This window comes from Kitasatospora phosalacinea, assembly GCF_000716545.1.
GTDB classification, from domain to species: Bacteria; Actinomycetota; Actinomycetes; order Streptomycetales; family Streptomycetaceae; genus Kitasatospora; species Kitasatospora phosalacinea.
The window spans coordinates 1-25,584 of record NZ_JNWZ01000029.1 but is presented as its reverse complement, the minus strand read 5'-3'; the positions used below and the strand labels follow the sequence as shown (position 1 = coordinate 25,584).

Genomic DNA, 25,584 nt, shown 5'->3' with positions numbered 1-25,584 from the left:
TGGGGCCCCCGACGCGCCCGGTGTCCCGACGCGCACGCGACGACCTGAAGGAGCGCAGTGGAGTCAGCCCAGGCCGAGAAGGCCGGCGGCGCGGAGCCGGTGGCTCCGCCGTCCCGGGCCGGTGCCGCGCCGAGCCGCCGTCCGCTGTGGGCGCTGGGGGCGGGCTGGGTGGCGACCCGGACGCTGATCATCCTGATGGTCGTCAACGTCGTGAAGATCGGCGACGTGAGTTCCGACATCTCGGTGATCTACCACAGCTGGTACGAGGTGCTGCGCACCGGCACCTTCCCGCTGGACGACGTGACCTGGCAGTACCCGCCGGGCGCGGCGCTGGTGATCCTGGCGCCGGGGCTGCTGCCCTGGTCGTACCTGGTGTCGTTCTTCGTGATCTGCGGCGTGGTGGACGCGGCCGCGATGGCGCTGCTGATGCGGGCCGGGGTCCGCAAGGGCCGCAGCTACCTGGGCGCCTGGTACTGGGTGGTGGGCGTGCCGCTGCTCGGGCCGACGGCGTACTGCCGCTACGACATCATCGTGACGGCGCTGGCGATCGCCGGGCTGCTGGTGATGCTGCGGCGCCCGGCGCTGAGCGGGGTGCTGCTGGGCCTGGGCGGGCTGTTGAAGGTGTGGCCGCTGCTGGCGCTGATCGGCTCGCCGCGCGGGCGGCGGACCAGGCGGGTGTGGACCTCGGCGCTGGCGTTCGCGGCCGCGCTGGGCTTCCTGCTGACGGCGGGCATGAACGGGGCGTTCGAGTTCCTGAAGTTCCAGTCGGAGCGCGGCATCGAGATCGAGTCGGTGGGCGCGCTGCCGCTGCACTTCGCGCGGCTGGCCGGGTCGTGGCACGGCACCGTGACGATGAACTACGGCTCGACGGAGTTCCTGGGGCCGTGGGTGCCGGTGATCTCCAAGGTGATGGTCGGGCTGTCGGTGGCGGGTTTCGGCTGGCTGCTGGTGTGGCGGCTGCGGGCGGCCCGCTGGTCGTCGGCGACCACCTTCGACGCGGCGCTGTGCGCGCTGCTGATCTTCATCACGACCAGCCGGGTGATCTCGCCGCAGTACATGATCTGGGTGGTCGGCCTGGTCGCGGTGTGCCTGACGGTGCGGGGCAGCAGCCAGCGGCCGGTGGCCGTGCCGATCCTGGTGGCGTCGGTGCTGACCACGGTGGAGTTCCCGGTGATGTTCGGCGCGGTGAACCACAGCGAGCTGGGCGGGGTGCTGGTGCTGACCGCCCGCAACCTGCTGCTGGTGGTGTGCACGGTGCTCTCGGCGTACCGGCTGTGGCGCTCGACCCGGCGCCCGGAGACGCTGACCACGGTGGTGCTGCCGGCCGAACAGATCGCCCCGCAGTACCCGGTGCGCCCGGGCATCGCCTACGAGCAGGACCTGCTGGACGACCTCACCCCGGCCGACCGGGGCTGACGCCTCCGACCCCCGACCCCCGTTTCTGCAAGTTTCTGAAACTCCTTGCAGAGCGGGGCCCGGTGCTGCCACCATCGCCGGATGATCGACTACGACATCCTGATCGTCGGCGGCGTCGGCGTGGACACCATCGTGCGGGTGGACCGGCTGGAGGTCCCGCCGGGCCGCGACTCGGTGGGCGTCCCCCCGGTGCTGGACTACCCCGCGCACACCGGCAACGGCGTGGCCCTGGCCTGCCTGGCGCTCGGCCTGCGCACCAAGTTCGCCGACTTCCTCGGCGACGACCCGCAGGGCGCCCTGATCCTCGCCGAGTACGCCCGCCGCGGCCTGGACTTCAGCCACCTGCCCGCCCCGGCCGGCACCCCGCGCAGCGTCAACCTGGTCGACCGGGACGGCCTGCGGTTCTCCTTCTACGACGGCCGGCACCCGGCCGACGCCCGACTGCCGCGCGAGTTCTGGCTGCCGCTGCTGGAGCGCTCGGCGCACGTCCACCTGTCGATCACCGGTGTCAACCGGGACATGTACCCGGACATCGAGCGCCTGGGCCGCAGCAGCTCCACCGACCTGCACGCCTGGGACGGCGCCAACGAGCACCACCTGCACTACGCCCTGCGCTCGGACGTGGTGTTCCTCTCCGCCGCGGGCCTGGCGAACCGCCCGGAGGCGGCGATGCGCGCGGTGCTGGAGCGGGGTCGGGCCGAGCTGGTGGTGGCCACCGCGGGCGCGGACGGCGCCTTCCTGCTGACCCGCGACGACGCCGCGCCCCGGCACTTCCCGACCGTCGACCCGGGAGCGCCGGTCGTGGACAGCAACGGCGCGGGCGACGCCTTCGTCTCGGGCTTCCTGCACCACCGGCTGGCGGGCCGCCCGGTGGAGGAGTGCATGCGGGCCGGCGCCGTGGCCGGGGCGTACACCTGCACCGTCGCGGGCACCCACACCGCGTTCCTGGACGCGGCGGGCCTGGAGCGGGCGCTCGCCGCCTCCTGAGCGCCTCCCGAACGCCTTCCGAACGCCGAGGTCACGCCCCGAGCCTGGCCACCTCGCCCGTCCAGTCCCTGGTGAACTCCGCCACGCCGATCCCGAGTTGGGCCCTCATCGCACGGTCGAGCCCGCCCTCGCCGAAGGCCCCGACGGTGCGGTAGAACGCCACCAGCCGGTCCTGCCCGAACCTGCGGGCGATCAGCTCGCAGGCCATCCACGCCAGCTCGTAGGCCTGGGCGATGCCCGCCGCCCCGGCCGTGAACGCCGCGTCGACGGGCAGCGCGGTCGGCACCCGGCCGGCCCGGACGTCCTTGGCCAGCTCGGGGGCGATCTGCCGGGCGGTGCGCCCGGAGTCCAGGTAGCCGGTGTAGTCGGCGACGCCCTCGGAGAGCCACAGCGGCGTCCACGGCCTGGTGTCGGCCCGGGTGGCGACGTGGGTGGCCTCGTGGGTGACCACCACCCGGCGGCCGAGGTCGCTGAGCTGCCGGTAGGCCTCGGGGTTGACCACGATCCGGTCGGCGGGGGTGTGCACGGGGGCGCCGCCGACCGCCAGGGTGACCGCGGCTATGCCCTGGTAGGCGTCCGCCGCGACGTCCATCCGGCGGGCGAACTGCTGCTCGGTGATCGGCAGTTCGAGCAGCAGCCGGGCCTCGGACGGGCCCCAGACGGCCTCCACCGCGGGCACCGCGTGGTCCGCGAGCGCGGCGAGGGCGGTCAGCTCCGCGCCCTCGCCGAGGCCGAGCACCGTACTGCGCCCGCCCTCCACCACCCGTACGGTGCCCAGGTCCCAGGGCGCGGCCGCGCCGGTCGGCGTCTCCCGGGCCACCCGCCAGCCGGCCGCCTCCCGGACGAGTTCGACCTGCCGTTCCAGCAGCGCCGGGTAGTCGTCCACGCCGCCCAGCCGGTAGCCGAGTTGGGCGCCGACGGTGAACCGGTCCGTCCCGTCCGGCGGCTCGGCGAACGAGGTCAGCCGCAGCGCGTACTCGGTGAAGCGCAGCCCGGCGGTGCGGGTCAGCAGGTCCCGGTCGGCCTCCTCGGTGCCCGCCGCGCCGAGCGCCAGCAGCCCTTCGGTGTCCCGGGCGGCGACGGCCCGACCGCGCAGCGACAGCAGCCGGACGACGCTCTCCCGCACCCCGGACGGCGACCCCCCGGCGTCCTGCCGCGGGGCGGCCGGACGCGGCCGCTCCGGCAGCACCCGGGGCAGCGACAGCTGGGCGGCCCCGGCGGCGGCCAGCAGCAGGGCGGCCCGCCGGGACAGCGGGACACCGGCCCGCGGCGGCCCGGCGGCCGTCGGCAGGTCGGTGACCAGGGGTTCGTCGACGAGGCTCAGACCCGCACCACCGTGTTGACCGGCATCGCGCCGACGCTCTCGTAGCGGACCCGGGCGCCGGGGTAGGGCGCGTGCACGACGACGCCCCCGCCGGCGTACATGCCGACGTGGTGCCTGTCGCTGTAGAAGATCACCAGGTCTCCGGGCCGGGCGTCGGCGAGGCTCACCCGCCGGCCGGCCGTGGCCTGCGCCTGCGAGGTCCGCGGCAGGGTCACTCCGGCCTGCCGCCACGACCAGTACATCAGACCGGAGCAGTCGAAGGTGCCGGGGCCGGTGGATCCGTAGACGTACGGGGAGCCGATCTTGGAGATCGCGGCGGCCAGCGCGGCGGCGGCGCGGTCGGAGGAGGGCGGCTGGTCGCCGAGGTCGATCCGGTCGGTGCCCCGGGTGGCGCGCTGCCTGGCCTCCCGGGCGTCGTCGGCGGCCATCCCGGCCCGTTCGGCGGGGGCGAGGCCGTTCAGCAGCCGCTGGGCCTTGGCCAGCCGGTCCCGGACGTCGTCCTTGGCGGCGGACAGCTGCTGCCGGACCTGCTCCAGTTCGGCGAGCTTGGCGCCCGCCTCGCGCCGCCGCTCGTCCAGCCGGCGCTGCCGCTCGGCGAGCTCGCGGAGGCTGTCGGTCTGCCGGGAGGTGGCCTGTTCGAGCGAGCGGGCGCCGGTCAGGTAGCCGGCCGGGTCCTGGTCGAGCATCAGGCGGACGGTGGGGTCCATGCCCTGGGAGCGGTACTGGGCGGCGGCGACGGCGGCCAGGTCGCCGCGCAGCCGGTTGAGCTCCTCCTGCCCGGCGGCGACCTGGTCCTGCAGGCCGCCGGCCTCGACCTGCAGCCGCCTGAGCCGCTCCTGGGTGGCGTTGCACTTCTCCGAGGCCCGCTCGGCCTCCTCGTAGAGCTGGTCGACCCGGGACTTGACCTCGCTGCGGCCCACCGGCTCGGCCGGGCTGCGCGGCGCGGCGGCGGCCCCGCTCACGGTGAGCCCGAGCGCGCCGGTGGCGGCGGCGGTGAGCGCCAGGGCGCGGGCGAGGCGCTGGACGCCGGGCAGTGGGGTGCGACGGTGCACGGACACGCGCGACGGCTCCGATCTGCGGCCGGCCTCCGCCGCCGTCCGCCGTCGGACGGCCGTCCTCGCGGGGGCCCGGGGGCAGAGGTTAGCGAGTCGGATCGATCCAGTCCAAACCCCGACAGCAGCGAATATTTGACCGCGAATCGGACAGCAGAACGAGGACGGCCCGGCACCCCGTGCGGGGTACCGGGCCACCGGGCCTGCCGGTCCGTCAGATCCGGACGATCTTGTTGATCGGCATCACGGTCGCCGACTCGTAGCGGACCTGCGCGCCGGTGTGCGGGGCGTGGACGATCTGCCCGTTGCCGACGTACATGCCGACGTGGTGCTGGTCGCCGTAGTAGATGATCAGGTCGCCCGGCCGGGCGTTGGCGATGTTGGTGCCCAGGCTGGTGCCGGCCGAGGCCTGCGCCTGCGAGGTCCGCGGGATGGACACCCCGGCCTGCTTGTAGGCCCACTGCATCAGGCCGGAGCAGTCGAAGGTGCTCGGCCCGGCCGCGCCGTACGAGTACCAGCTGCCCAGCTTGGAGAGGGCCGCGCCGACCGCGTTGCCCGCGAAGTTGGAGGTCGCCGGGGCGTTGAGCACCTCGCGCGCGGTGTCCCGGGAGGCCCGCTGCGGGGCGGCGGCCTCGGCCTGCGCCTTGGCGTTCTCGGCGGCCTTGGCCTCGGCGGCGGCGAGCTGCTCGCGCTCCTGCTGGGTGAGCGTGTTGAGCAGGTCCTGGGCCTTGGCCAGCTTCGCCTTGACCTCGTCCTTGTCGGCCTGCAGCGACTTGGTGGTGGCGTCCAGCTCGGCGAGCTTGGCCTCCGCCTCCTTGCGCTGCGCGTCGAGCTTGGCCTGCTCGCCCTTGAAGGTCTTGAGCAGGTCGGCCTGGGTGGAGCCGACCGCGTTCATCGTGCCGGCCTGACCGAGGAAGGCGTCCGGGCTGCTGGAGAGCATCAGCTGCACGGTCTGCGGCATCCGGCCGGTGCGGTACTGCTCGGCGGCGATGCCGGCCAGGCCCTCCTGCGCGGTGGTCACCTGCTCCTGCTGCCGGGCGAGCTGGTCCTGCAGTTGGCCGACCTGCTTCTGCAGCTCCTGCTGCTTCTCGACGGACGCGTTGAGCGCCTCCGTCTTGACCTCGGCCTCCTCGTTGAGCTGGTCGACCTGCTGCTTGACCTGGTCCTTGGTCGGCGCGGGGTCGGCGTGCGCTCCGCCCTGGGCGGACAGCGCCACGGCAGCGGCGGCGGTGGCAGTGAGAATCGAGACCCGGGCACGGCCTGCGGGCTTGGGACGGCGATGGGACGCCACGAAGGCGGACTCCTTCTTCCTCACACCGCCTACCGGGTGAGCTGACGGGTTCGGGCCGGAAGAGACGCCCTACGACGCCTCACCGGCCGCGTACCGCGGTCGGCCCGGCGCCGATTCACCCCGGGGGAACGTGGTTCCCCGGCTCCGTTCGACAGCACCCCCGTGGGGGTATCCCCGTCGGCAGACCCGGTGGTGACGGTCTGCCCGCTGCGTCACGGACTCGGCGGCGACCTCCGCCGTCGCCCCCCTTGGGCGATCGACTCTGCGGTGGTCGAGGCAAGACCCTAGTAACCGATCCGTGATCCGTTCAAATCCTTGTCAGAAAAAAATCTGATTCTGAATCAAATACCCCGGCAAATATGACCGAACGTGATCGATTCGCTACACTGAGCGTAATAATTCTCACCATATGGTTGAGAAATGCCACGCCCGGACGTGTCGCGGATCACAGGGGGATCTCGACCCGTCCGGGCGTGTCACGATGCGTCAGTTGTCGCCCGGTGGGGCGTTTGTCCGGTTCGTCGGCCCGTCAGGTCGACCGGTCAGACCCGGCGGATGGTGGAGATCGGCAGGGTGTCGACCTTCATCGTCTTCACCACGTCGCCGGTGCGCGGCGCGTGCACCACCAGGCCGTTGCCGATGTACATGCCCACGTGGTGCCGGTCGCCGTAGTAGATGACCAGGTCGCCGGGCTGCGCGTTGTGCCAGTCGGTGCCCACGTTCACGCCGTAGCTGCCCTGCGACTGCGAGGTGCGCGGCAGCGAGACGCCGGCCTGCTTGTACGCCCAGACCATCAGGCCCGAGCAGTCGAAGGTGCTCGACCCGGTGGCGCCCCACACGTACGGCGAGCCCTGCTTGCCGAGCGCCGCGCTCACCGCGACCGCCGCGTAGCCGCTGGCCTTCGGCAGGGTCGAGGGGTCGACGGTGGACCGGGAGGAACCGCGCGAGGCGGTGCCGCCGCCGTCGCCCTGGAGGATCGCGGCCCGGTCGGCGGCGTTCAGCTTGGAGAGCTGGCGGCCTGGTCGAAGGAGGACGCCTTGGCCAGGTACTGGTCCGGGTCGGCGGAGAGGATCAGCTGCATCGACGGGTCGACGCCGCCCTGCCGGTACTGGTCCCCGGCGACCACCGCGAGGCCCGAGGCCAGCTCGGTCAGCTGCTCCTGGCCGCGGGCCACCTGGTCCTGCAGGTCGGCGGCCTGCTTGCGCAGCTGGTCGGCCCGCTCCTTGGCGCCGTTGTACTTCTCGGCCGCCTGCTCCTGCTCCTCCAGCAGCTTGTCGACCTGCGCCTTGACCTCGTCCTTGTTCGGCTGGGCCGGGGCGGCGTGCGCGCTGGCCTGGGCCGTCAGGGCGACCGCGGTCGCGGCGGCGGCGGTGAACACGGAGATCCGCGCACGGCTCGGCTGCTTGGGACGGCGGTGGGAGGCCAAGGGGGTGCTCCTTCTTCCTGCTGGACTCACCCCAACGAGTGACAGTCCGGAATATAGGTTTGACGCCAGACCCTAGTGAAGTCCCCGGCCTCGCGTCCACTCCCGGGGGCTTCCGGTCCACCTCGTGCGACCCCCTTCACCGGACCGTCACACTCCGGCCGCCCGGCGGCCCCCTGACCGCGCCTCAGCTGCGCGCCAGCCGGTTCAGCAGCAGCACCGAGGCCACCGGCCGGGCGCCCGCCTTGCGCACCCCGTCCGCGACCTCCTTGTCCGCGGAGACCACCACCACCGGCCGGCCCTGCGGCTCGGCCCGCACCAGCCGGCGGATCAGCTCGTCCGCGGTCTCCCCGGTCCGGCTGAAGCGCACCCGCACCCCGCGCGGCGGAGCCATGATCACCGGCACGTCCAGGTCCTGGCCGTCGAAGACGCAGGTCACCTCGGCCTGGGTGCGCTGGGCCAGCATCGCCAGCCCGCCCAGCAGCCTCATCCGCTGCTGCTCCAACGGGAGTTGGGGGTAGCCGCTCTTGGTCACGTTGTAGCCGTCCACCACCAGGTGGACCTGCGGGATGGCCAGCAGCTGGTCCAGCAGCGCCGGGTCGTCCTCGGCCAGGCCGCGCCGGGCCACGTCGTGCGGCGAGGCCGAACCCGGCTCCACCGCCTCCACCAGGTCGGCCGGGCGCAGCGCCGTCACCGGCAGCGCCAGCTCCCGCTGCAGGCCCTGGGCGGACTGCAGCACGGCGTCCAGTAGCAGGCGCAGCCGCATGTCCTCCACGCTGCGGCCCTCGCGGGCGGTGCGCCGCCCGCTCTCCACCGCGGCCTCCAGCTCGGCGATCCGGTGCCGCAGCCGCCTGGCCTCGCTCTCCGCAGCGCTGCGCTCGGCGGCCGCGGCGGCCCGGGCCGCCTCCAGCTCCCCGACCAGCCGTCGGCTCTCGGCCTGCGCCCGGCGGGTGTCCGCCTCCAGCGAGCGGACCTTCTTGCGCAGCGACTCCGCGTCCCTGCGCACCCCCTCGGCCTCGGCCCGGTGGCGCTCCAGCTCGGCCCGGGCGGCCGTCCGGGCCTCCGCCAGCTCCTCCTGGAGCTTCTCGGCCAGCCGGGCCGCCTCGGCCACCGCGCCCTCGGCGTCGACCCGCTCGGCCTCCTCGCCGGCCTCCTCCACCAGCCGGGTCCAGCCGGACGGCCGCACCAGGTAGGCGGCGGCCGCGACGTCCATCGGGTCCGCGGCGGCCGGGACGGTGCCCGCCTCCAGCGCCTGCACCAGGTCGGGCTGGCCCAGCCGCAGCCGCTCGGCTATCCGGACCCGGAACGCCGGGTCCGACTCCAGCGCGGCGGCCAGCGCGGTCGCCGCGTACTTGGCCCGCCGGGCCGGGGTGAACTTGGCGTACGGGCGCAGCGAGGCGGGCAGTTCGCCCGCCGCGATGCCGCCGAGCGCGTCCGAGGCGATGCCGACCACCCGCCGGCGCACGCCCTCGGGCAGGGGGCGCCCGGCCGTCTCCGCACCTCCGTGCGGCTCCGGGGCCGGGGCGGGCGCGGTCCCGTCCGTGCCCGCGGGCGCGTTCGCTGCCTCCGCCACTGTCCTCGGCTCCGATCCTGATCCCGGGCGGGCCCCTCCGGCGGGTGCCGGGCGGGGCGTTGGTGTCCGCCGCTGCTGCCAATTGTCCCGTCTACCGTGCCGCACCGACAGCACCCCGCCGACGAGTCCGCCCCGCGCCCCCGTCCGGGCCGGACGGGAACGCGGGGCGGTCGAAGTCGCGTCAGCCCTGCTGGGCGCCGTCCTCCGGGGCCTCCTCCGCGCCGGGGCGGGCCACCAGCTCGACCTGGTCGACGGCGTTGCACCAGCGGCAGCGCACGGACTCGATGGTCTCGGACAGCACCTGGGTCTCCTCGACCTTGGACTCGCCGGAGAGGTCGAAGTGCAGGAAGTCGGTCACCCGGGACGAACGGGTGACGTCGAAACGGGTCAGGTTGCCGCACAGGGTGCAGCGCCAGCGGGTCTCGGCGGTCGGCGCGGCAATGCTCATCAGTGGTCCCTCTCGGCTGGTCCCGGTTCCGGGCCTCCAGCCTATTGCCTGCGGCCGGACGGACGGCCCACCGGTCCACAGCCCGGACGCTCACCCGGCCGGAGCAGCGCCCGGTGTCGCGGGTGCGCCCCCGAGGAATGCTGACCGGCATGGTGCTCTCCGCCCCCGCCCGGGCCGGCTCGCCGGCGGCCGTGCGGGCCGCCCGCACCCCGGTCGCCACGTACCTGCTGATCGCCCTGGCCGCGCTGGCCATGCTGACCGGCCCGTCCGGCCTGAACCCGCTGTACGGCAGCGGCGACGCCCGGGCCTGTGCCGAGCAGCGCTACGAGCACCGCTGGGGCGCCGTCCCGGCCGAGCTGCTGGGCGGGCACCCGCTGTCGGCCGCCGAGCTGGCGGCGCTCCCCCCGGCCGCGCCCGGCTGCGTGCTGCCGGCCACCCCCGGCAAGATCCCCGAACTGTCGGCGGTAACCGCGCTGTTCGTCCACGCGGGCTGGCTGCACCTGGTCGGCAACCTGCTGTTCCTGTTCGTCTTCGGCCCGGCGGTGGAGGCCCGGCTGGGCCGGGTCCGCTTCCTGGTCGGCTACCTGGCGATCGGCGTCCTGGCCACCTACGGTTACGCGCTGGCCGAGGAGGGCACCCCGGACGCGGTGCGGGCGCTGGTCGGCGCGTCCGGCGCGATCGCCGGGGTGCTGGGCGCGTTCCTGCGGCTGCACCCGCGGGCCCGGGTGACCACGCTGGTGCCGGTCCTGCTGTTCCTGCCGCTGCGCTTCCCGGCCTGGCTGGTGCTCGGCCTCTGGTTCGCCCTGCAGTTCTGGTCGGTCACCTCCGGCGGCGACGGGGTGGCCTACCTGGTGCACGTGATCGGCTTCGTGACGGGCTGGTTGTTCGCCTGGGCCGCCCGTCCGGCGGGCGATACCCTGGGCGGACCTTCTCGAACAGGAGTTGCTCAGTGATCACCGCGATCGTCCTCATCAACACCGACGTCGACCGGATCCCCGAGATCGCGGAGGCCATCGCCGCCATCGAGGGCGTCAGCGAGGTCTACTCCGTCACCGGGACGTACGACCTGGTCGCGATGGTCCGGGTGCGCAACCACGAGGACCTGGCCGAGGTGATCCCCGGCCGCCTCAACAAGGTCCCGGGCGTGACGAACACCGAGACCCACATCGCCTTCCGCACCTACTCCCAGCACGACCTGGAGGCGGCGTTCTCGCTCGGCCTGGACGGCTGAGCCTCAGCGCTGCTGCCCGGTGTCGGCGACGCAGCGGCCGCCCTCGTTGCGGTAGCTCCACTTCGCGCCGTCACTGACCAGCTCCCGGACGGCCGACAGGAAGCGGTCCAGGTGCTCGACGGGCGTCCCGGCGCCGAAGCTGACCCGGATCGCGTTCAGGCTGCGCTCCCCCGGCAGCGACGGCTCCGGCGCCCCGCACTCGCTCGGCCCCGACTCCTCGCCGCCCAGCAGGGTGCGCACCAGCGGGTGGGCGCAGAACAGGCCGTCCCGGACGCCGATGCCGTACTCGGCGGACAGCGCGGCCGAGAAGTGCGAGCTGTTCCAGCCGCGCACCACGAACGACACCACGCCGACCCGGTCGGAGCCCTCGCCGAACAGGTTCAGCACCCGCACCTCGGGGATCTCCGCCAGGCCCTCGGTCAGCTTCGCCACCAGCGCCCGCTCCCGGGCCTCCAGCGCCTCGAAGCCCGCCTCGTCCAGCGCCCGGCAGGCCGAGGCGATCGCGTACGCGCCGATCACGTTCGGCGAGCCGGCCTCGTGCCGGGCCGGGCCGGTGTGCCACTCGACCGCGACCGAGCCGTCCAGCTCCCGGGCCACCGTCCGGCTCGCCCCGCCGCCGGCCAGGTACGGCTCCGCCGCGTCCAGCCAGTCGGAGCGGCCCGCCAGCACGCCGGCGCCGAACGGCGCGTACAGCTTGTGCCCGGAGAACGCCACCCAGTCGACGCCCAGCTCCCGCACCGAGACCCGGTGGTGGGGGGCCAGCTGGGCCGCGTCCAGCACCACCCGGGCGCCGTAGCGGTGCGCGACCGCGGTCAGCTCCTTGACCGGCCACAGCTCGCCGGTCACGTTGGACGCGCCGGTCACGCAGAACAGCTTCGGGCCCTCGGCCGCGCCCAGCAGCGCCTCCTCCAGCGCCGCCACCGCCTCGGCGTGCGAACGCGGCGCCCGCAGGTAGCGCACCGTCAGGCCCTCGCGCCGCCACGGCAGCAGCGAGGCGTGGTGCTCGGTCTCGAACGCGAACACCTCGGTGCCGGCCGGCACCGCGCCCGCCAGCAGGTTCAGCGAGTCGGTGGTCGCCCGGGTGAACACCACCTGGTCCCCGTCCCGCAGGTCCAGGAACTCCGCGACGGTCCGCCGGCTCTGCTCGAACAGGTCGGTCGACAGCTGCGAGAGGTAACCGGCCCCGCGGTGCACCGAGCCGTAGTACGGCGCGTACGCCGCGACGTCGTCCCACACCCGCTTCAGCGCCGGGGCGCTCGCCGCGTAGTCCAGCGCCGCGTACCCGACCTTCTCGCCGGAAGCCAGCGGAACCTCGACGTCCGCGCCCAGTACCGCCAGCGGCTCGCAGATCTCGGTGGTGACAGACATGGGTGCACTCCTCCACGGGGTCAGGACCCCGGAGGATTGGCTCCGCAGGTCCGCGCTTGCCACGCGGACCTGTCGCCGCGCAGCCCGGTCCTCACCCAGGGCACCCCGCCACGGACGGAGGGTTGCCGGACAGCCAGCTGGGGCTACGCGCTGTCACTCATGACCTGGCGAAGAGATTACACGACACCCGCCCCGTCTCAACACCCGTCCGGATGCCGAGACGGACTTCCCGGGAGACGAGGGGGAGCGGTCCGGCGGCCCGGGGAACGGCGGGTCCCGGCCGCTACCGGCCGGAGCCCACCGGAGGCCCGAGCCGCCGGACGCCTCACGCCTGCGTCGCTTCCGCCCAGCGCTTGAGCAGCGCCCCCGCCGCGCCGGAGTCGATCGCCGCCACCGTCCGGGCCATCGCCGCCGCGAGCTGCTCGGTGAGCGGCGCCTCCCCCAGGTCGAGCGCGACCAGCGCGGCCGCGCTGTTGAGCACGACGGCGTCCCGCACCGGGCCGCGCTCGCCGTTCAGCACCCTCCGGGCGACGTCCGCGTTGTACTCGGGGTCGGCGCCCCGCAGGGCCTCGACGCCGGCCAGCTCGATGCCCACCTGGCGCGGGTCGAACCGGGTCTCCGTCACCTCGCCGTCGCGGACCACCCACACCTGCGAGGTCGTGGTGACGGTCAGCTCGTCGAGCCCGTCGTCGCCGCGGAAGACCAGGCCCTGCGCGCCGCGCCGGGCCAGCACGCCGGCGATCAGCCCGGCCAGGCGGGTGTCGAAGCAGCCGACGGCGTGCGAGGTGACCCGGGCGGGGTTGGTGAGCGGGCCGAGGATGTTGAAGACCGTGGGGACGGCCAACTCGGCGCGCGCCTGGGCGGTGTGGCGCATCGAGGGGTGGAACTTCGCGGCGAAGCAGAAGGTCAGGCCGACCTCCTCGGCCACCGCCGCGACCCGCTCCGCGGAGAGCTCCAGGTTGACGCCGAGCCGCCCGAGCACGTCCGAGGAGCCGGAGGCGGAGGAGGAGGCCCGGTTGCCGTGCTTGACGACCTTCGCCCCGGCGGCGGCCGCGACCACCGCGGACATGGTGGAGATGTTGACCGTCTTGGCCCGGTCGCCGCCGGTGCCGACGATGTCGACCGCGGGGCCGGGGATGTCCAGCGGCAGGGCGTGCGCGTACATCGCCTCGACCAGGCCGGCGATCTCCTCGACCGTCTCGCCCTTGCCGCGCATGGCGATCAGGAAGCCGGCCACCTGCACGGGACTGGCCTCGCCGCTCATGATGCGGTCCATCGCCCACGCGGTGTCGGCCTGCGCCAGGTCGTTGCCCCCCAGCAGCGAGGAGAGCAGGTCCGGCCAGGTGCGGACCACCTGCGCGGGGTCGCTACCGCCGTTCGCAGAGTGCACGTTCACCATGGCTGACTCCAGCTCTCGTCATCGTCCCGGAGGAATCCCGAAGAAACGACGTCAGCCTATCGAGCGAGCGGGGACGGCCGCCCGGAGTTGCCGTCCCCTTCTCTCCAGTTGAGACGCGCCCGTGAGACGGTCAGCGCCCGGCGGGCGCCCGGCGGGCCAGCCGGGCCCGCAGCAGGGTGACCGCGGCGTCGGCCAGGGCGACCGGGTCGACCGGGTGCGAGATCGCGGCGTCGGCCCGGCTCCAGGCAGCGAGCCAGGAGTCCTGCGGCCGGCCGATCACGACCAGGACCGGCGGGCAGCCGTAGATCTCGTCCTTCAGCTGCCGGGTGAGGCCCAGCCCGCCGGCCGGGACGGCCTCGCCGTCCAGCACGCAGAGGTCGACGCCGCCCTTCTCCAGGGCGCGCAGCACCGCGGGGGCGGTGGCGCACTCCAGGTACTCCAGGGCGGGGACGTCCGCGGCGGGCCGCCGACCGAGGGCGAGGGTCACCTGCTCACGGGTGTTGCGGTCGTCGCTGTAGACGAGAACGGTGAGCGTCTCGTCGGAGTGCTGCGCCATGGCCCCTGCTTCCTGGTGCTCGTCCTCTTATATGTGTGCCCACGCCGGGCGGCCCCGACCGAACGGCCCAGTGTGACCCGGGCCACGTCCTTGGACGGATGCTACTCCCGCACGCGCTTCCTGCGGAGACCCCGGCGCGATCTCGCTCAAGCCGCCGCGCCCCGGACTCACTCCGGCGGCCCAGCGGGCCCACCCGGTCCGAACAACCGTCAGAAAACGGACGGTGCGCGAGGCGGGCATACCTCACGCACCGGACACTCCGAGGGACACCCCCCGGCGTGAAGACGGAATAAGGGACCGACATAATGTCCGTCGTGGCGACAGCAACAGCAACAGAAACCGGACACGCGCACGGAGCGGTCAACAGGCCGAACCTGGTCAGCGTCGGAACCATTGTCTGGCTGAGCTCGGAGCTGATGTTCTTCGCGGCCCTGTTCGCGATGTACTTCACCCTCCGCTCGGTCAAGGGTGCCGAGTTCTGGCACGAGAAGGCCCATGCCCTCAACGTGCCGTTCTCCTCGGTCAACACCACGATCCTGGTGCTCTCCTCGCTCACCTGCCAGCTCGGCGTGTTCGCCGCCGAGCGCGGTGACGTGAAGAAGCTGCGCTCGTGGTTCACGATCACCTTCGTGATGGGCGCCATCTTCATCGGCGGCCAGATCTTCGAGTACACCGAGCTGGTCAAGAAGGACGGTCTCTCGCTGTCCTCCGACCCGTACGGCACGGTGTTCTACCTGACCACCGGCTTCCACGGACTCCACGTGACGGGTGGTCTGATCGCCTTCCTGCTGGTCCTCGGACGGACCTACGCGGCGCGGCGGTTCACCCACGAGCAGGCAACCGCGGCGATCGTGGTGTCGTACTACTGGCACTTCGTCGACGTCGTGTGGATCGGCCTGTTCGCGACCATCTACCTGATCAAGTAACAGCCGCCCCGCCCCCTGACCCCGCGTCACCTCGACGCGTGGGAGTCGGGGGCAGGCTGCTGCCGACCAGATCCTGACACCGGGGTTATTCCGTGAAAAAGCTCTCCGCACGACGGCGCCACCCACTGGCGGCGGTCGTCGTCCTACTTCTCGCCCTGGCGGCCACCGGGGGGCTGTACGCCGCTTTCGCGCCCGCCGGGAAGGCGCAGGCCGACAGCTCCGCGCAGTCGCTCGCCATCGACGAGGGCAAGAAGCTCTTCGCCGTCGGCTGCTCCTCCTGCCACGGCCTGAACGGCCAGGGCACCTCTGACGGCCCCTCGCTGGTCGGCGTCGGTTCCGCCGCGGTCGACTTCCAGGTCGGCACCGGTCGCATGCCGGCCCAGCAGCCCGGCGCCCAGGTCCCGAGCAAGAAGAACGTCTACTCGCAGGCCGAGATCGACCAGCTGGCCGCCTACGTGGCCTCGCTGGGCCCCGGCCCGGTCGCCCCGACCACCGAGCAGTACGAGCCGTCCAGCAACGAGGTGACCAACGCCGAGCAGGTCGCCAAGGGCGGCGAGCTGTTCCGCACCAACTGTGCCCAGTGCCACAACTTCGCGGGCAAGGGCGGCGCGCTGACCAACGGCAAGTACGCCCCGTCCCTCGAGGGCGTGGACGCCAAGCACATCTACGAGGCCATGCAGACCGGCCCGCAGAACATGCCGTCCTTCCCCGACACCACCATGCCGGAAGAGCAGAAGCGCGAGATCGTGGCGTTCGTCCGCCACACGAACGACGAGCCCAACCAGGGCGGTCTCGCTCTGGGCAGCCTCGGCCCGGTGACCGAGGGCCTGTTCGGCTGGATCTTCGGTCTCGGCACGCTGATCGTGATCGCGATCTGGGTCGCCGCCCACACCACCAAGGCCAAGAAGTCATGAGCCACGACATGTCAGAGAACCTGCCGGAGGCCCACGTGGCCTCCCACGGCACGGACGTCGTCTCCCACGACGACCCGTTCGCCGACCCGGGCCTGCCGGCCCACGAGCCGCGTCGGACCGACATCGACGAGCGGGCCGCCAAGCGGGCCGAGCGCCAGGTGTCGCTGATGTTCGTGGTCTCGATGCTGGCGACCGTCGGCTTCATCGCGTCCTACGCCGCGATCGACGCCGACAAGATCGTCTACATCTTCCCGCTGGGCCACGTCAGCGCCCTCAACTTCGCCCTGGGCATGACCCTCGGCGTGGCGCTGTTCTGCATCGGCGCGGGCGCGGTCCACTGGGCCCGCACCCTGATGTCGGACCACGAGCTGCCGGCCGAGCGCCACCCGATCGAGGCCGACGACGACGTCCGCAACGACGTCATCGAGCAGTTCAAGACCGGTGCCGCGGAGTCCGGCTTCGGCCGTCGCAAGATGATCCGCAACACCCTGATCGGCTCGATGGCCCTGGTGCCGCTGTCCGGCGTGGTGCTGCTGCGCGACCTCGGCCCGCTGCCGGAGAAGAAGCTGCTCCACACCGGCTGGAACGAGGCCGAGCCGAGCAAGCCGATCAAGCTCGTCAACATGAACACCAACGAGCCGATGAAGCCCGAGGACATCGTCCAGGGCTCGCTGACCTTCGCGAAGCCCGAGGGTCTGGAGGAGTCGGCCGAGGACTTCCAGCAGCAGATCGCCAAGGACGCGCTGATGATCGTCCGGATCGCTCCGGGCGACATCAAGGACGCCGAGTCCCGTGACAAGGGCTTCGAGGGCATCCTCGCCTACTCGAAGATCTGCACCCACGTCGGCTGCCCGATCTCGCTGTACGAACAGCAGACCCACCACGCGCTCTGCCCCTGCCACCAGTCGACCTTCGACCTGGCGGACGGCGCTCGCGTCATCTTCGGCCCGGCCGGCCACCCGCTGCCGCAGCTGAAGATCACCACCGATGAGCAGGGCTTCCTGATCGCCACCGGCGACTTCGACGAGCCCGTCGGCCCGAGCTACTGGGAGCGTCCGCGATGAGTTCCGCAAGCGGCACCAAGAGCAGTGCCTCCAAGCCGGCCAGCACCCGGGCCAAGCCCGCGAACAAGGCCGAGGCGACCGCCGACTGGGTCGACGGCCGGCTGGGGATCTACTCCCTGGCCAAGGCCAACCTGCGCAAGATCTTCCCGGACCACTGGTCCTTCATGCTCGGCGAGATCTGCCTCTACAGCTTCATCATCATCATCCTCACGGGTGTGTACCTGACGCTGTTCTTCAAGCCGAGCATGGCGGAGACCGTCTACCACGGCAGCTACCTGCCGCTGAACGGCATCCGGATGTCGGAGGCGTACGCCTCGACGGTGAACATCAGCTTCGAGGTCCGCGGCGGTCTGCTGATCCGCCAGATCCACCACTGGGCCGCGCTGGTCTTCGTGGCGGCGATGTTCGTCCACATGATGCGCGTCTTCTTCACCGGCGCGTTCCGCAAGCCGCGCGAGATCAACTGGCTGTTCGGCTTCCTGCTGCTGTGCCTGGGCTTCTTCGACGGCTTCTTCGGCTACTCGCTGCCGGACGACCTGCTGTCGGGCACCGGCATCCGCTTCATGGAGGGCGCGATCCTCGCGGTGCCGATCGTCGGCACCTACATCCAGATGTTCCTGTTCGGCGGCGAGTTCCCGGGCACCGACATCATCCCGCGCTTCTTCACCATCCACGTGCTGCTCATCCCGGGCATCATGCTGGGCCTGCTGGTCGCGCACCTGATCCTGGTCTTCTACCACAAGCACACCCAGTGGGCGGGCCCGGGCAAGACCGAGAAGAACGTCGTCGGCATGCCGCTGATGCCGGTCTACATGGCCAAGGCCGGCGGCTTCTTCTTCCTGGTGTTCGGCATCATCGCGGTGATGTCCGCGGTCGCCACGATCAACCCGGTCTGGGCGTACGGCCCGTACCGTCCGGACCAGGTCTCCACCGACGCCCAGCCCGACTGGTACATGGGCTTCGCCGAGGGCCTGATCCGCTTCATGCCGGGCTGGGAGATCTCGGTCTGGGGCGGCCACACGCTGAACCTGGGCGTGTTCATCCCGCTGATGATCTTCCCGCTGGTGCTGGTCGCCATCGCGGTGTGGCCGTTCATCGAGTCCTGGGTCACCGGCGACAAGCGCGAGCACCACATCCTGGACCGCCCGCGCAACGCCCCGGTCCGCACCGCGTTCGGCGCGGCCTGGATCGCGCTGTACCTGGTCCTGTTGGTCGGTGGTGGCAACGACCTGGTCGCCACCCACCTGCACATGTCGATCAACACGATCACCTACGCGGTCCGCGTCGGCTTCTTCGTGGTGCCGGTCCTCACCTTCATCGTCACCAAGCGCTGGTGCCTCGGCCTCCAGCGCCGCGACAAGGACAAGGTGCTGCACGGGCGCGAGTCCGGCATCATCAAGCGCCTGCCGCACGGTGAGTTCGTCGAGGTCCACACGCCGCTGCCGCAGAAGGACCTGCACACCCTCACCGCCCACGAGCAGCCCCGGCCGCTGGAGCTGCCCGCCGAGACGGACGAGAACGGTGTGGCCCGCAAGGCCGGCGCGATCACCAAGGCCCGGGTGAAGCTCTCCGAGGGCTTCTACGGCGAGGGCAACCAGATCGCCAAGCCCACCACCGAGGAGTACCACGAGATCACCAGCGGCCACGGCCACCACTGATCCCGTGTAGCTGTCACGCCACGTCAGAACCCCCACCGGCTCCGGCCGGTGGGGGTTCTGTCACAGCGGGGCGGCCCGGCCGCGGGGCCCTGTTATGTTGGCCGGGTGCACCTGGTGATCGACGCCCAGTCCCCCACCCCGCCCTACGAGCAGATCCGCTCGCAGATCGCGGCCCTGGCCCGTACGGGCGAGCTCCCGGTCGGCCTGAAGCTCCCCACCGTCCGCGCCCTCGCCGAGCGGCTCGGCCTCGCCGCGAACACGGTGGCCCGCGCCTACCGCGAGCTGGAGGCCGACGGCGTGGTCGAGACCCACGGCCGGGCGGGCACCACCGTCGCCCCCTCCGGGGACGCCGCGCACCGCCTGGCCGCCGGCGCCGCCGCCGAGTACGCCTCCCGCGCCGCCCGCCTCGGCCTCACCCGCGACGAGGCCCTGGCCGCCGTCGCCACCGCCCTCGGCGTGGCCTACCGCTGACTCGTCCCGGCCCGCCCGTGCCCTCCCGGGGGTTCCCGGGCGGGGCCGAACGCGAGGACGGCGCCACCAGCTCCCGCGCAGGGGCCGGTGGCGCCGTCGTCCGCTCGCTTCCTCACACCGCCCGGTGCGTGACCTCCCCGCCGAGCACCGTCATCAGCACCGGGACCCGGGCCAGTTCGGTGTCCGGCACCGTCAGCGGGTCCCGGGCGAGCACCGTCAGGTCCGCCCGGAAGCCGGGGGCCAGCCGTCCGGCGCGGGTCTCCTCGCCCGCCGCCCAGGCCGGGGCGAGGGTGTACCCGGCCAGGGCCCGCAGCGGGGAGAGGGCCTGGCCGGGCAGGTGCGGGGGCTGCTGCAGGTCCCGGCTGGGGCGGCGGTGCCGGGCGCCGGCCATCACGCCCAGCGGTTCGAACGGGGCGATCGGCCAGTCCGAGCCGAGGACGACCCGGGCTCCGGCCTCGGCCAGGTCGCGGCAGCGGAAGGCCCGGTTGGCGCGCTCCTCGCCGAGTCGCCGGGACCAGTTGTCGGTGTGGTCGGCCCGGGTGTAGTCGGTGCAGTGGGTGGGCTGCATCGAGGCGGTGACGCCCAGCGCGGCGAACCGGGCGACGGTGTCGTCGGGCACCGTCTCGACGTGCTCGACCCGGTGCCGGGCGCCCGGTCCGTGCTCGGCGAGGGCCAGCTCCACCGCGTCCAGGACGTGCCGGACGGCGGCGTCGCCGATCGCGTGGGTGGCGGTCGCCACCCCGGCCCGGTGCAGTTCGCCGATCACCCGGGTGTACGCGGCGGGGTCGGGCCAGAACGCGCCGGTCGACTCGCCGTGGCAGTCCGGGAGTTCGAGCCAGGCGGTGCCGTTGTCGATGGTGCCGTCCATGAACAGCTTCGCGCCGGCGACCTGCCAGCGCCGTCCGCCCTCGCCCTGGCGGCGGACCAGTTCGGCCAGCTCGGCCGGGCCCGCGCCGGGCTGCACCCAGGGGGCGATCCGCAGCCGCAGCGGGAGCTGTCCGCGCTCCTCCAGGGCGGCGTAGACGGCCAGGCTGTCCCCGTTGGCGTCCATCGCGTGGCCGCCGGTGAGGCCCGCCGCGGCCATCCGGCGCAGCACGTCGGCGGTGGCCCGGCAGAGTTCCTCGAAGCTCGGGCGGGGGGCGATCGCCTCGACGAGTTCGCAGGCGGCGTCCTCCAGCAGCAGGCCGGTCGGGCGGCCGGAGTCGTCGCAGACCACCTCGGCCGAGCCCTGATCGAAGCGGCGCGGGCCGTCGATCCCGGCCAGTTCCAGCGCCCGCCGGCTGACCAGCATGGAGTGCGCGTCGAACAGGTCGATCGCGGCGGGGATGCCGTCCAGCACCGGCCCCACGCTGTCGGCCGAGACCGGCAGCCCGCCGAAGGCGTTCGGGTCCAGGCCCCAGCCGCGCAGCCACTGCCCGTCCTTCAACTCCCTCCGGGCGGCGGCGAGTTCGCTGCGGACGGCGGCCAGGTCGGTACAGCCGGACAGGTCCGCCCCGGCGGTGCGCTCGGCGCCGGAGACGGGGTGCAGGTGGCCGTCCACCAGGCCGGGGACGACCACCGCGCCGTCCAGGTCGACCACCTCGGCGCCGCTCCCCCGCCCGCCGTCCGGTCCGAACCCGGCGATCCGGCCGCCGCTCAGGGTGAGCGTGTCGTGGGGCAGGAAGGCCCCGCTGCCGGGGTCGAGCAGCCGGGCGTTGGTCAGGACGAGGTCGGGGTGCACGGGTGGCTCCTCAGCGGTGGTGCGGTCAGTGCGGGGTGCCGAGCGCTCCGGCCGGGAGGCCGAGTCCGCGTTCGGCGAGGGCGTGCGCCATCCCGGTGACCGCCCCGGGTCGGCCGGTGCGGTCGGTGTTGGCGTGCGCCCCCAGGCCGTCCAGGACGACCAGGAGCTGGATCGCGGTGACGTGCGGGTCCGGGGTGCGGAACTCCCCGGACTCGACGCCGTCGCGCAGCAGTGCCGTCAGCCCTTCCCGCCAGAGCGCCTCCTGCCGGCCGACCCGTTCCCGCAGGGCGGGGCGGAACCGGCTGAGGTGGCGGGCGTTCAGCCACAGCCGGCTCAGCTCGTCGTAGCGCGGCCCCTCGGTGCGGCCGAGGAAGCGGGCCAGCCGCCGCACCGCCGGGAGGTGGGCGTCGGCGTCGGGCAGCAGTTCGGCCAGCTCCCCGCTCGCGGCGGCGCCGAAGGCTTCGGCGACCAGTTCCTCGGCGACCGGGAAGTAGTGGCTGATCAGTCCGGGGCGGACGCCCAGCTCCTCGGCGACCCGCCGCATCGTGATGCACTCCAGGCCCTCGGCGAGGGCGATCCGGGCCGCGGTGGCCACGATCTCCGCCCGCCTGGCCTCGGGGTTCTTGCGCACCCGTTTCGGCTGGACGCTTGACGACATGCCCCGCACGCTATTGGATGTGCGACCAATAGACAAGCCGCCTTCCGCATCGGCCGCTCCCGCACCGCCGACCGCACCGGCACCCGCACTCGAAACCTCGGAGGACTCCATGGAATCCACGATTCCAGACCCCCACACGGAGCTCCCCACGCACCCGCCCGCGACCGGCCGGGCCGGCCGGATCGAAGCCCACGGCATCGACCACATCCCCGACTCCGAGCGCCGCGGCCGCCCCCGCGAACTGTTCGCCGTCTGGGCCGCCCCCAACGTCAGCTACCTCAACCTGGTGGTCGGCGGCACCCTGGTGCTGACCGGGCTCGACCTGTGGCAGGCGCTGGCCGTCGTCGTCGCCGGCAACCTGCTCTGGGCCTGCGTCGGCCTGCTCGCCGTCAGCGGCCCGGCCGCCGGCGCCCCCAGCGAAGTGATCATGCGGGCCATGTTCGGCGTCCGCGGCAACCGGGTGAACATCGCCGTCACCGGCTGGCTGGTCTCGGTCTGCTACCTCGCGCTCAACTGGGCCGCCGCCTCGCTCGCCGCGTTCGGCCTCGCCGAACGGGCCGGCCTCACCCCCGGCACCCCGCTCAAGGTCCTGCTGATCGTGCTGATCGCGGCCGCCACCCTGGCCATCTCGGTGTACGGCCACGCCGCCATCGTCCGGCTGTACGGGCCGTTCACCCTCGTCCTGACCGCGGTCTTCCTGCTGCTCGGCGGCTACCTGCTGACCGGCGGCCACACCGACTGGCACTACCGGCCCGCCGAACCCCTGCACGGCGCCGCCCTGGTCGCCGCGCTGGCCGGCGGCACCGCGCTGATCGCCTCCGCCCCGCTCTCCTACTCCACCAGCGCCGACTTCTCCCGCTACCTGCCCCGCACCGCCTCCCCGCGCGCGGTGGCCGGCTGGACGGCGCTGGGCGCCTTCGTCCCCAGCGTCCTGTTCACCGCGCTGGGCACCCTCGCCGCCACCACCCTCGACATGACGGACCCCCAGTCCGCCCTCACCGCCGTCCTGCCCGGCTGGTTCCGGCCGCTGTTCCTGCTCGCCATCGTGCTCAGCGCGGTCGCCAACAACGCCATGACCGCGTACTCCTCCGGCCTCGCCCTGCAGGCCGTCGGCCTGCGCGTCCGCCGCTCCCGCAGCGTCGCCCTGGACGGGGTGCTCGGCGTCGCGCTCACCCTGTACGCGCTGCTGGTCTCCGACTTCCTCGACACCGTCAACGACGCGCTGGAACTGATGGTCGCCCTCACCGGCCCGGTGATGGCCGTCTACGCCGTCGACATCCTGCTGCGCCGCAACCGCTACCACGGCCCGGACCTCACCGACGAGACCCCCGACTCCCCCTACTGGTACTCCCGCGGCGTCAACCCGGCCGGCGCGAGCGCCCTGCTGCTCGGCACCGCCGCCGCCGCGCTCTGCCTCTCCACCCGCCTGTTCACCGGCTGGATCGCGGCCGCCCTGGACGGCACCGACCTCTCCCTCCCGGCCGGCATGCTCACCGCCGCCGCGGCCTACCGGCTGCTGACCCCCCGCCCCGTCCACCCGCCCCTGGCCGCGCCCCGCGGCTGAACCGCGGAGATCCCCGCGCCCCGGGGGGGGCGCGGGGACCCGTGCGTCACCGGCTCGCGCTCGCCGACGGACCCGGGCCGGTGTTGACCGACGGGCTCGGCGTCGCGTTCACCGCCTCCTCCGGCACCGCCGTGCTGACCGGCTTGCCCAGCGCGCTGTGCTTCACGTACTCGTCGAAGCCGATGTTCCAGTCGCCGAAGCCGTTGCCGAACGGCTCCATCTCGTGGCCCTTGCTGTTGACCACCTGCACGATGTCGCCGACCCGGGTGTTGTCGAAGAACCACTTCGCCTCGTCGGTGCTCATCCCGGTGCAGCCGTGGCTGACGTTCTCCTTGCCCTGCGCCCACACCGACCAGGGCGCGGCGTGGACGTACTCGCCGCTCCAGGTGACCCGGGTCGCCCACTTCACGTCCAGGTCGTAGGCCTCGCTGCTGCCGGCCGCGATGCCGATCGTCTCGCTGCTCATCCGGACGTCGGACTCCTGGCCGAGCACCACCTTGACCCCGTTGCGGGTGTCGAAGCCGGGCTTGCCGGTGGTGACCGGGATGGTCTTCACCACCTCGCCGTTGCGCTTGTACGTCAGCTGGTCGGTGCCCGCGTCGACCAGCGCCTCGACCCGGTCGCCGGTCCGCAGCGCGAGGGTCTGCTCCTCGCCGCCGTAGACGCCGTCGGATATCCGGATGCCGGGCAGGTCGTAGGCGAGCTTGACGGTGGTGTTGGCCGGCCAGTACTCCTGCGGCCGGAAGTGCAGGTTCTCGTCGTCGACCCAGTACCAGGCGCCGGTGACGGCGGGCTGCGAGGTGACGGTCAGGCCGCGTTCGATCTGCTGCCTGGCCACCGGGTCGGTGACCGCCTCGGAGAGCTTGACGGTGAGCGGCTGGCCGACGCCGTAGACGCCGCTGCCCGAGCTGTCGGGGCCGAGTTCGGCGGTGACGACGTGCTGCGCCTCGGCGGTGGTGAAGGTGGAGTCGGTCTCGCCGTGGCCGCCCTTGCCGTCCTCGGCCGCGACCTTGACGGTGTACGCGGCGCCGGCCCGGAGCGGGTCGGTGGTCTGCCAGTGCTGCTGGTCGGCGGCGAGCTCACCGGCCACCGGCTTCCCGTCGGGTCCGGTGACGGTGACGGCGTCGAGTTTCGCGGTGCCGTCCGTGGTGACGCTGTACGCCTCGTCGGGGTCGGCCTTCTCCCCGGTGGCCGAGGTGTGGAGCAGCGGGGTCACGTCGATCTGACGGGACGAGTCCTTCTCCGACGATCCGCCGTCGGAGGAACAGGCCGCGGCGGGGGCCAGCACCAACATGGCGGCCAGCGCGGTCCGGGTACTGCCGGCTATCCGAGAGCCCTTCAACGGAACCTCCCAGGGGGTGTGAACCTGCCTCAGAGCGTAGGAAGGCGTCACCCGGTCGGCACTCCGGGTAACCCGGGCGGGGGACGACGCCCGGTAACCCCCGGGAACGACGGGGGCCGGGCACCCCCCGAAGGGAGCACCCGGCCCGCCGTGCGACTGGCGCGATCCGGAACCTACTGGTTCTGGTTCTCGCCGCGGTAGAACTCGAAGACCCAGCCGAACAGGCCGATCAGGATGATCGGGATCGACCAGAACAGCAGCCACCAGCCGAAGATGACGCCCAGGAAGGCCAGCGCGCCACCGATCGCCAGGGAGAGCGGCTGCCAGCTGTGCGGGGCGAAGAAGCCCACCTCGCCGGCGTCGTCCGAGACCTGGGCCTCGGGGTTGTCGCCCGCGCCGGTGTCCACCCGCTTCGCGGTGAACGCCAGGTAGAAGCCGATGAAGGCGCACAGGCCGAAGGCCAGGAACAGCGCGGTGGTGCCGGCGGCCTCCAGGCCGTGGTCCGACTTACCGGTCCAGATCATGTAGGTGATGGCGATCGCCAGCACGAACACGGACAGACCGGCGAAGATCTTGCCCTGTTCCTTCATCGGGCGTCACCCTCATTCTTGCCCTTGCCCAGCGACGGACGGTCGTACTGCGCGGGGGTCACACCCTCGAAGTGCTTGGCCGGCTCACCGTGGTTCTCCAGGTAGTCCAGCGCGGCGATCTCCGGGTGGTGCAGGTCGAAGGCCGGGGACTCGGAGCGGATCCGCGGCAGCGTGGTGAAGTTGTGCCGCGGCGGCGGGCAGGAGGTCGCCCACTCCAGCGAGCGGCCGTAGCCCCACGGGTCGTCGACGGCGACCTTCTCGCCGTACTTGGCGGTCTTCCAGACGTTGTACAGGAACGGCAGGATCGACAGGCCGAGCAGGAACGAGCCGATGGTCGAGACCGTGTTCAGCGTGGTGAAGCCGTCGCTCGCCAGGTAGTCGGCGTAGCGGCGCGGCATGCCCTCGGCACCCAGCCAGTGCTGCACCAGGAAGGTGGTGTGGAAGCCGATGAACAGCGTCCAGAAGGTGATCTTGCCGAGGCGCTCGTCCAGCATCTTGCCGGTCATCTTCGGCCACCAGAAGTGGAAGCCGGCGAACATCGCGAAGACGACGGTGCCGAACACCACGTAGTGGAAGTGCGCGACGACGAAGTACGAGTCCGAGACGTGG

Annotated in this window: 23 protein-coding genes, 1 pseudogene and 2 riboswitches; of the genes and pseudogenes, 10 read left to right on the top strand and 14 right to left on the bottom strand. The window is 72.8% G+C overall.

Going from position 1 to position 25,584, the window contains the following annotated elements:
• Positions 1-57: 57 nt before the first annotated feature.
• Together OO48_RS16415 and OO48_RS16410 are read left to right on the top strand one after the other, a co-directional pair.
• The gene (locus tag OO48_RS16415) at positions 58-1,416 is read left to right on the top strand and encodes a glycosyltransferase 87 family protein (protein WP_063830691.1); all 1,359 of its coding nucleotides are present in this window, start codon (positions 58-60) and stop codon (positions 1,414-1,416) included.
• An 81-nt stretch (positions 1,417-1,497) separates the two neighbouring features.
• Positions 1,498-2,403, top strand: a complete 906-nt coding sequence (locus tag OO48_RS16410; protein WP_033216806.1) for a carbohydrate kinase family protein — start codon at positions 1,498-1,500, stop codon at positions 2,401-2,403.
• A 31-nt stretch (positions 2,404-2,434) separates the two neighbouring features.
• Here OO48_RS16410 and OO48_RS16405 read toward each other — a convergent pair whose 3' ends face one another.
• The 6 genes and pseudogenes from OO48_RS16405 to OO48_RS16380 all read right to left on the bottom strand — a co-directional run bounded on the left by OO48_RS16405 (position 2,435) and on the right by OO48_RS16380 (position 9,514).
• A complete protein-coding gene (locus OO48_RS16405; RefSeq protein ID WP_051732204.1) occupies positions 2,435-3,529 on the bottom strand; it encodes a gluzincin family metallopeptidase in 1,095 nt (364 codons plus the stop codon).
• Positions 3,530-3,723: 194 nt separating this feature from the next.
• Positions 3,724-4,785 (bottom strand): C40 family peptidase, encoded by a 1,062-nt coding sequence (locus OO48_RS16400; RefSeq protein WP_033216804.1) that lies wholly within the window; start codon positions 4,783-4,785, stop codon positions 3,724-3,726.
• Positions 4,786-4,993: 208 nt separating this feature from the next.
• Positions 4,994-6,070 carry a C40 family peptidase gene (locus tag OO48_RS16395; protein WP_033216909.1) on the bottom strand — a complete coding sequence of 359 codons (1,077 nt, stop codon included), beginning with the start codon at positions 6,068-6,070 and terminating at the stop codon, positions 4,994-4,996.
• A gap of 10 nt (positions 6,071-6,080) precedes the next feature.
• Positions 6,081-6,234: riboswitch (cyclic di-AMP (ydaO/yuaA leader) on the bottom strand.
• Positions 6,235-6,612: 378 nt separating this feature from the next.
• Positions 6,613-7,496, bottom strand: a pseudogene (locus tag OO48_RS34445) (C40 family peptidase).
• A 184-nt stretch (positions 7,497-7,680) separates the two neighbouring features.
• Complete coding sequence (locus OO48_RS16385) at positions 7,681-9,066, bottom strand: NYN domain-containing protein (RefSeq protein WP_033216802.1); 1,386 nt, start codon at positions 9,064-9,066, stop codon at positions 7,681-7,683.
• A 181-nt stretch (positions 9,067-9,247) separates the two neighbouring features.
• Complete coding sequence (locus OO48_RS16380) at positions 9,248-9,514, bottom strand: hypothetical protein (RefSeq protein WP_033216800.1); 267 nt, start codon at positions 9,512-9,514, stop codon at positions 9,248-9,250.
• A gap of 149 nt (positions 9,515-9,663) precedes the next feature.
• Between OO48_RS16380 and OO48_RS16375 the strand changes: the two genes are divergently transcribed.
• Both OO48_RS16375 and OO48_RS16370 read left to right on the top strand, forming a co-directional pair.
• Complete coding sequence (locus OO48_RS16375; protein WP_245194677.1) at positions 9,664-10,467, top strand: rhomboid family intramembrane serine protease; 804 nt, start codon at positions 9,664-9,666, stop codon at positions 10,465-10,467.
• Positions 10,464-10,745, top strand: a complete 282-nt coding sequence (locus OO48_RS16370; RefSeq protein WP_030460982.1) for an Lrp/AsnC ligand binding domain-containing protein — start codon at positions 10,464-10,466, stop codon at positions 10,743-10,745. Before OO48_RS16375 ends, OO48_RS16370 begins: the two co-directional genes overlap by 4 nt.
• A gap of 3 nt (positions 10,746-10,748) precedes the next feature.
• On the opposite strand, the gene OO48_RS16365 is transcribed toward OO48_RS16370, so the two are convergent.
• The 3 genes from OO48_RS16365 to OO48_RS16355 all read right to left on the bottom strand — a co-directional run bounded on the left by OO48_RS16365 (position 10,749) and on the right by OO48_RS16355 (position 14,068).
• Positions 10,749-12,113, bottom strand: a complete 1,365-nt coding sequence (locus OO48_RS16365; RefSeq protein ID WP_033216798.1) for an aminotransferase class V-fold PLP-dependent enzyme — start codon at positions 12,111-12,113, stop codon at positions 10,749-10,751.
• 47 nt (positions 12,114-12,160) lie between these two features.
• Positions 12,161-12,278: riboswitch (SAM riboswitch) on the bottom strand.
• A 160-nt stretch (positions 12,279-12,438) separates the two neighbouring features.
• Entirely contained in the window at positions 12,439-13,512 is a 1,074-nt protein-coding gene (gene trpD, locus OO48_RS16360; protein WP_051732202.1) for an anthranilate phosphoribosyltransferase, read from the bottom strand.
• A 130-nt stretch (positions 13,513-13,642) separates the two neighbouring features.
• Positions 13,643-14,068, bottom strand: a complete 426-nt coding sequence (locus tag OO48_RS16355) for a response regulator (RefSeq protein WP_033216796.1) — start codon at positions 14,066-14,068, stop codon at positions 13,643-13,645.
• Between the two features lie 305 nt (positions 14,069-14,373).
• On the opposite strand from OO48_RS16355, the gene ctaE reads away from it, so the two are divergent.
• The 5 genes from ctaE to OO48_RS16330 all read left to right on the top strand — a co-directional run bounded on the left by ctaE (position 14,374) and on the right by OO48_RS16330 (position 19,101).
• Positions 14,374-14,994 (top strand): aa3-type cytochrome oxidase subunit III, encoded by a 621-nt coding sequence (ctaE, locus tag OO48_RS16350; protein WP_030460978.1) that lies wholly within the window; start codon positions 14,374-14,376, stop codon positions 14,992-14,994.
• A gap of 92 nt (positions 14,995-15,086) precedes the next feature.
• Positions 15,087-15,908, top strand: a complete 822-nt coding sequence (qcrC, locus tag OO48_RS16345; RefSeq protein WP_033216791.1) for a cytochrome bc1 complex diheme cytochrome c subunit — start codon at positions 15,087-15,089, stop codon at positions 15,906-15,908.
• Between the two features lie 8 nt (positions 15,909-15,916).
• The gene (gene qcrA / locus OO48_RS16340; RefSeq protein WP_245194676.1) at positions 15,917-16,972 is read left to right on the top strand and encodes a cytochrome bc1 complex Rieske iron-sulfur subunit; all 1,056 of its coding nucleotides are present in this window, start codon (positions 15,917-15,919) and stop codon (positions 16,970-16,972) included.
• Positions 16,969-18,630: a cytochrome bc1 complex cytochrome b subunit gene (gene qcrB / locus OO48_RS16335; protein WP_033216789.1), complete on the top strand. Its 1,662-nt coding sequence runs from the start codon at positions 16,969-16,971 to the stop codon at positions 18,628-18,630. The genes qcrA and qcrB overlap by 4 nt, the downstream gene beginning before the upstream one ends.
• Before the next feature lie 105 nt (positions 18,631-18,735).
• Positions 18,736-19,101, top strand: a complete 366-nt coding sequence (locus tag OO48_RS16330) for a GntR family transcriptional regulator (RefSeq protein WP_033216783.1) — start codon at positions 18,736-18,738, stop codon at positions 19,099-19,101.
• A 112-nt stretch (positions 19,102-19,213) separates the two neighbouring features.
• Here the strand turns inward: OO48_RS16330 and OO48_RS16325 are convergent, their stop codons facing one another.
• Both OO48_RS16325 and OO48_RS16320 read right to left on the bottom strand, forming a co-directional pair.
• A complete protein-coding gene (locus tag OO48_RS16325; protein WP_033216779.1) occupies positions 19,214-20,821 on the bottom strand; it encodes an amidohydrolase in 1,608 nt (535 codons plus the stop codon).
• 25 nt (positions 20,822-20,846) lie between these two features.
• Complete coding sequence (locus OO48_RS16320) at positions 20,847-21,479, bottom strand: TetR/AcrR family transcriptional regulator (protein WP_033216777.1); 633 nt, start codon at positions 21,477-21,479, stop codon at positions 20,847-20,849.
• 109 nt (positions 21,480-21,588) lie between these two features.
• On the opposite strand from OO48_RS16320, the gene OO48_RS16315 reads away from it, so the two are divergent.
• Positions 21,589-23,043, top strand: coding sequence for a purine-cytosine permease family protein (locus OO48_RS16315; protein WP_051732201.1), 1,455 nt, complete (start codon positions 21,589-21,591; stop codon positions 23,041-23,043).
• A gap of 46 nt (positions 23,044-23,089) precedes the next feature.
• Here OO48_RS16315 and OO48_RS16310 read toward each other — a convergent pair whose 3' ends face one another.
• From OO48_RS16310 to OO48_RS16300, 3 genes are all read right to left on the bottom strand, one after another.
• Complete coding sequence (locus OO48_RS16310; protein WP_033216774.1) at positions 23,090-24,337, bottom strand: L,D-transpeptidase; 1,248 nt, start codon at positions 24,335-24,337, stop codon at positions 23,090-23,092.
• Positions 24,338-24,558: 221 nt separating this feature from the next.
• Positions 24,559-24,975, bottom strand: a complete 417-nt coding sequence (locus tag OO48_RS16305) for a cytochrome c oxidase subunit 4 (protein WP_033216773.1) — start codon at positions 24,973-24,975, stop codon at positions 24,559-24,561.
• A partial coding sequence (locus OO48_RS16300; RefSeq protein ID WP_033216770.1) for a cytochrome c oxidase subunit I occupies positions 24,972-25,584 on the bottom strand: 613 nt, incomplete at its 5' end. The genes OO48_RS16305 and OO48_RS16300, both read right to left, overlap by 4 nt.